Raw genomic sequence first — 4,883 nt, 5'->3', positions numbered from 1 at the left:
GTGGTCGGTGGTGGCGATGCGATCTCGCCGTTCCCGCAGGGTCGTGGGTGGGATCTGGACGCGCTGTTCGATCCGGACCCGGACGGCCGGGGGACGAGCTACACGCAATCGGGTGGCTTCCTCCACGACGCGGGTCGGTTCGACCCCGCGTTCTTCGGGATCTCGCCGCGTGAGGCGGTGGCGATGGACCCGCAGCAGCGTCTGTTGCTGGAGACGTCGTGGGAGGCGTTCGAGCGGGCGGGCATCGACCCGGCCGCGATGCGCGGCAGCCGTACCGGCGTCTTCGCGGGCATCATGTACCACGACTACGCCACCCGGATCACCTCCGTGCCTGACGGCGTCGAGGGATACCTCGGTACCGGAAATTCCGGAAGCATCGCGTCGGGCCGTGTGTCGTACGCGTTCGGGCTCGAGGGTCCGGCGGTCACGGTCGACACCGCGTGCTCGTCGTCGCTGGTGGCGCTGCACTGGGCGATCCAGGCGCTGCGCAACGGTGAGTGCACGATGGCGCTCGCCGGTGGTGTGACGGTCATGGCGACTCCGGGCACCTTCACTGAGTTCAGCCGCCAGCGCGGTCTGGCCCCCGACGGCCGGATCAAGTCCTTCGCGGCCGCGGCGGACGGAACCAGTTGGGCCGAGGGCGCGGGCATGCTGCTCGTCGAGCGGCTGTCGGACGCGCGCCGCAACGGCCACCCGGTGCTGGCGGTGGTGCGCGGCTCGGCGATCAACCAGGACGGTGCCAGCAACGGCCTGACGGCGCCGAACGGCCCGTCCCAGCAGCGGGTGATCCGCGCCGCGCTCGCGAGCGCGGGCCTGTCGGGCGACGAGATCGACGCGGTCGAGGCACACGGCACCGGCACCACGCTGGGTGACCCGATCGAGGCGCAGGCACTGCTGGCCACCTACGGCCAGGAGCACAGCGACGAGCAGCCGCTCTGGATCGGCTCCATCAAGTCGAACATGGGCCACACACAGGCCGCGGCAGGTGTGGCGGGCATCATCAAGATGATCATGGCGATCCGTCACGGGGTCCTGCCCAGGACGCTGCACGTGGACGAGCCGACCCCGCACGTCGACTGGTCCGAAGGCGCGGTCTCCCTCCTGACGGATTCGGTTCCGTGGCCCGAGACCGGCCGCCCGCGTCGCGCCGGCATCTCGTCCTTCGGCATCAGCGGCACCAACGCCCACACGATCATCGAGCAGGCCCCCGACGACCTCGCCGCGATCACGAAGGCAAGGCCGGCCCCCGCCGCCCCGGCAACCACCGCACTGCCCTACGTGCTGTCGGCGAAGACCGAGGACGCACTACGGGACCAGGCGGCCCGCCTGCGTACGCACCTCCTCGAAGAGGCCCCGGAGATCGGCACCGCCGATGTGGCCTACTCGCTGGCCACCAGGCGCGCCGCATTCCAGCAGCGTGCGTCGGTCGTGGCGGCGGACCGGGACGAGCTGCTGCGCGGCCTGTCCGCCCTCGCCGAGGGACACGGTGCCGCGGGCCTGGTGCGGGGTTCGTCCTCGACCACGGGCAAACAGGCGTTCCTGTTCACGGGGCAGGGGAGTCAGCGGCTGGGGATGGGGCGTGAGTTGTATGCCGCCTATCCGGTGTTCGCCAAGGCCTTGGACGCGGTGGGTGAGCGGCTGGGGCTCGATGTGCTGTTCGGCGATGACGCGGAGGCGCTGGACCGGACGGAGTTCGCGCAGCCGGCGTTGTTCGCGGTCGAGGTGGCGCTGTTCCGGCTGCTGGAGAGCTGGGGCGTGAAGCCGGACTACGTGTCCGGTCACTCCATCGGCGAGATCGCCGCCGCCCACGTCGCCGGGGTGCTGTCCCTGGAGGACGCCTGCACGCTGGTCGAAGCTCGTGGCCGCTTGATGCAGGCGCTGCCCACGGGCGGTGTGATGATCGCGGTGCAGGCATCGGAGGACGAGGTTCTGCCGCTGCTCACCGAGCGCGTGAGCATCGCTGCCGTCAACGGGCCGCAGGCCGTGGTGATCGCGGGCGACGAGGACGCCGCGGTCGCGATCGTGGAGTCCTTCGGTGACCGCAAGTCGAAGCGGCTCCAGGTCAGTCACGCGTTCCACTCGCCGCACATGGACGGGATGCTGGACGCCTTCCGTGAGGTCGTGTCGGGGCTGTCGTTCGAGGAGCCGCGTATCGCGGTTGTCTCGAACCTGACCGGTGCCGTGGTCACCGATGAGATGGCCTCGCCCGAGTTCTGGGTGCGGCACGTTCGTGAGGCGGTGCGCTTCCTGGACGGTGTCCGGGCCCTGGAGGCCGCGGGCGTCGCCACGTATCTCGAACTCGGCCCGGACGGTGTGCTGTCGGCGATGGCGCAGGAGTGCCTGGCTCAGGAAGGGGCCACCTTCGCCCCGGCCCTGCGCGGCGGCCGGCCCGAGGTCGGCACCTTGACCGCTGCTCTGGCCCAGGCCTACACCGCCGGAGTCACCGTGGACTGGGAGGCGCACTTCGCGCGGACCGGCAGCCGGCAGGTCGAACTGCCCACCTACGCCTTTCAGCGCGAGTGGTACTGGCTCGAGTCGGGCGGCGCACAGGCCGGCCCCGGCGATGCCACAGGATTCGGTCTCGGTGCGGCGGATCATCCGTTGCTGGGTGCGGCGGTCGAGTTGCCGGATTCGGACGGGGTGGTGTTCACCGGTCGTCTGTCACTGACGACGCATCCGTGGCTCGCGGACCATGCGGTGATGGGCTCGGTGTTGCTGCCGGGTACGGCGTTTGTGGAGTTGGCGGTGCGCGCCGGCGAGCTGGTGGGTTGTGAGGTCCTGGAGGATCTGACGCTGGAGGCGCCGCTGGTGCTGCCGGAGCACGGTGGTGTGCAGCTGAGGTTGTCGGTGGCTGCTGCCGACGGTGAGGGCCGTCGGGCGCTGGTGCTGCATTCGCGAGTGGAGGACGGGTCGTGGGTGCGGCATGCCGCTGGTGTGCTGGCCGGGCGGGCGGCGGAGCCGGTGTTCGATCTGGCGGTGTGGCCGCCGGTCGGCGCGGAGCCGGTCGCGATTGACGGTCTGTACGAGGGTCTGGTGGAGGCGGGGTTCGGTTACGGGCCGACGTTCCAGGGGCTGCGGTCGGTGTGGCGTCGTGGTGAGGACGTGTTCGCCGAGGTGCGGCTGCCGGAGTCGGCCGAGTCTGAGGCGGGTGCGTTCGGGGTGCATCCGGCGCTGCTGGACGCGGCGTTGCACGCACTGGGCGTGAGCGGCACCGACGGCGAGGCGAAGCTGCCGTTCTCCTGGTCCGGCGTGACGCTGCACGCCGTCGGCGCGTCCGAGGTGCGGGTGCGGTTGTCGCGTACGGGCCGGGACGTGGTGGCGCTGGAACTGGCGGACGCCGAGGGCGTCCCGGTGGCGTCCGTGGCCGGTCTCGTGCTGCGGGCTTTCGCGCCGGAGCAGTTCACCGGGCCGGGTGCCGGTCAGGGTGACGCGCTGTTCCGGGTCGAGTGGTCGCCGGTGCCGGCCGGTGGTTCGGTCGACGACTGGAAGCTGGCGAGTGCCGGGCTCCAGACCGTCGAGGCTGAGAGCGGTGCGGTTCCGGCGGTGCTGGTCGTGCCGTGTGTGGCCGACGAGCCGGTTCCGGACGTGGCCGGTGCGGTGCATGCGGAGACCGGCCGGGTGCTCGCGCTGGTGCAGGAGTGGCTGGGCGACGAGCGCTTTGCCGAGTCGCGTCTGGTGTTTCTGACGCGCGGCGCGGTGGCTGCTGTGCCGGGCGACGAGGTCGCGGATCTGGTGCACGCCCCGGTGTGGGGCCTGGTGCGGTCGGCGCAGTCGGAGAACCCGGGCCGTTTCGGCCTGGTCGACCTCGACGGTGAGATCGCCCCGGAGGCCGTGGCGTCGGCGTTGGCCACCGGTGAGCCCGAAATCGCCCTCCGGGCGGGCGCGTTCCTGGCGCCGCGTCTGGCACGGGCCGTCGCGAATCCCGACGCCGAAGCCCGGGCCCTTGAGGGCACGGTGCTGGTGACGGGTGCCAGCGGTGCGCTGGGCGGCCTGTTCGCGCGCCATCTGGTGTCCGAGTACGGCGTGCGGGATCTGCTGCTGGTCAGCCGTCGCGGCGAGGCCGCGCCGGGCGCTGCGGACCTGACCGCTGAACTGGACGGCCTGGGTGCTTCGGTGTCGTGGGCGGCGTGCGATGTGGCCGACCGGGACTCCCTGGCGGCTGTGCTGGACGCGATTCCGGCGGAGCGTCCGCTGACGGCGGTGGTGCACACCGCCGGTGTCCTGGACGACGGTGTCATCGCGTCCCTGGACCAGGAGCGTCTGTCGGGGGTCCTGCATCCGAAGGTGGACGCCGCGTGGAACCTCCACCAGCTCACGCAGGACATGGACCTGTCGGCGTTCGTTCTGTTCTCCTCGGCCGCCGGTGTCTTCGGTGGCGCGGGGCAGGCGAACTACGCGGCCGCCAACGTTTTCCTGGACGCGCTGGCGGCGCACCGCAGGTCGCAGGGCTTGGCGGCGACGTCGCTGGCCTGGGGCCTGTGGGACGGCGGCATGGCCGGCGAGGTGGCGCGCTCCGGTCGGGGCGGCGTGGACGCCCTGACGGAGGAAGAGGGCCTCGCCCTCTTCGACACAGCCAACGCCACCCAGGCCCCGGTCCTCGTGCCCATGAAGCTCGACCTGGCCGCGCTGCGCGCCCAGGCGGGCAGCGGGATGCTGCCGCCGCTGCTGAGCGGACTGGTCCGCGTTCCCACTCGCCGCGCCGCCAAGGCCGGTTCGGCCGCGGCGGGCAAGCTCGCCCGGCAGCTCGCAGCGCTGCCCCAGGACGAGCGGGCCGAGGCCGTGCTCGATGTGGTGCGGGGTGAGGTGGCGGGTGTTCTGGGTCATGGTTCGGTCGACCAGGTCCCTGCGGATCGTGCGTTCAAGGAGCTGGGCTTCGACTCGCT

General features: G+C 71.8%; 1 protein-coding gene. It reads left to right on the top strand.

What is annotated here, in order from left to right:
• Positions 1–4,883: type I polyketide synthase (locus CHF15_RS43700; protein ID WP_143681805.1), on the top strand; the 4,883-nt coding region annotated here is incomplete at both ends.

The sequence above is a fragment of the Actinacidiphila glaucinigra genome (genome assembly GCF_900188405.1).
GTDB lineage: Bacteria > Actinomycetota > Actinomycetes > Streptomycetales > Streptomycetaceae > Actinacidiphila > Actinacidiphila glaucinigra.
Note: the sequence above shows the minus strand (reverse complement) of the source record. Positions and strands in the feature narration are given on the sequence as shown.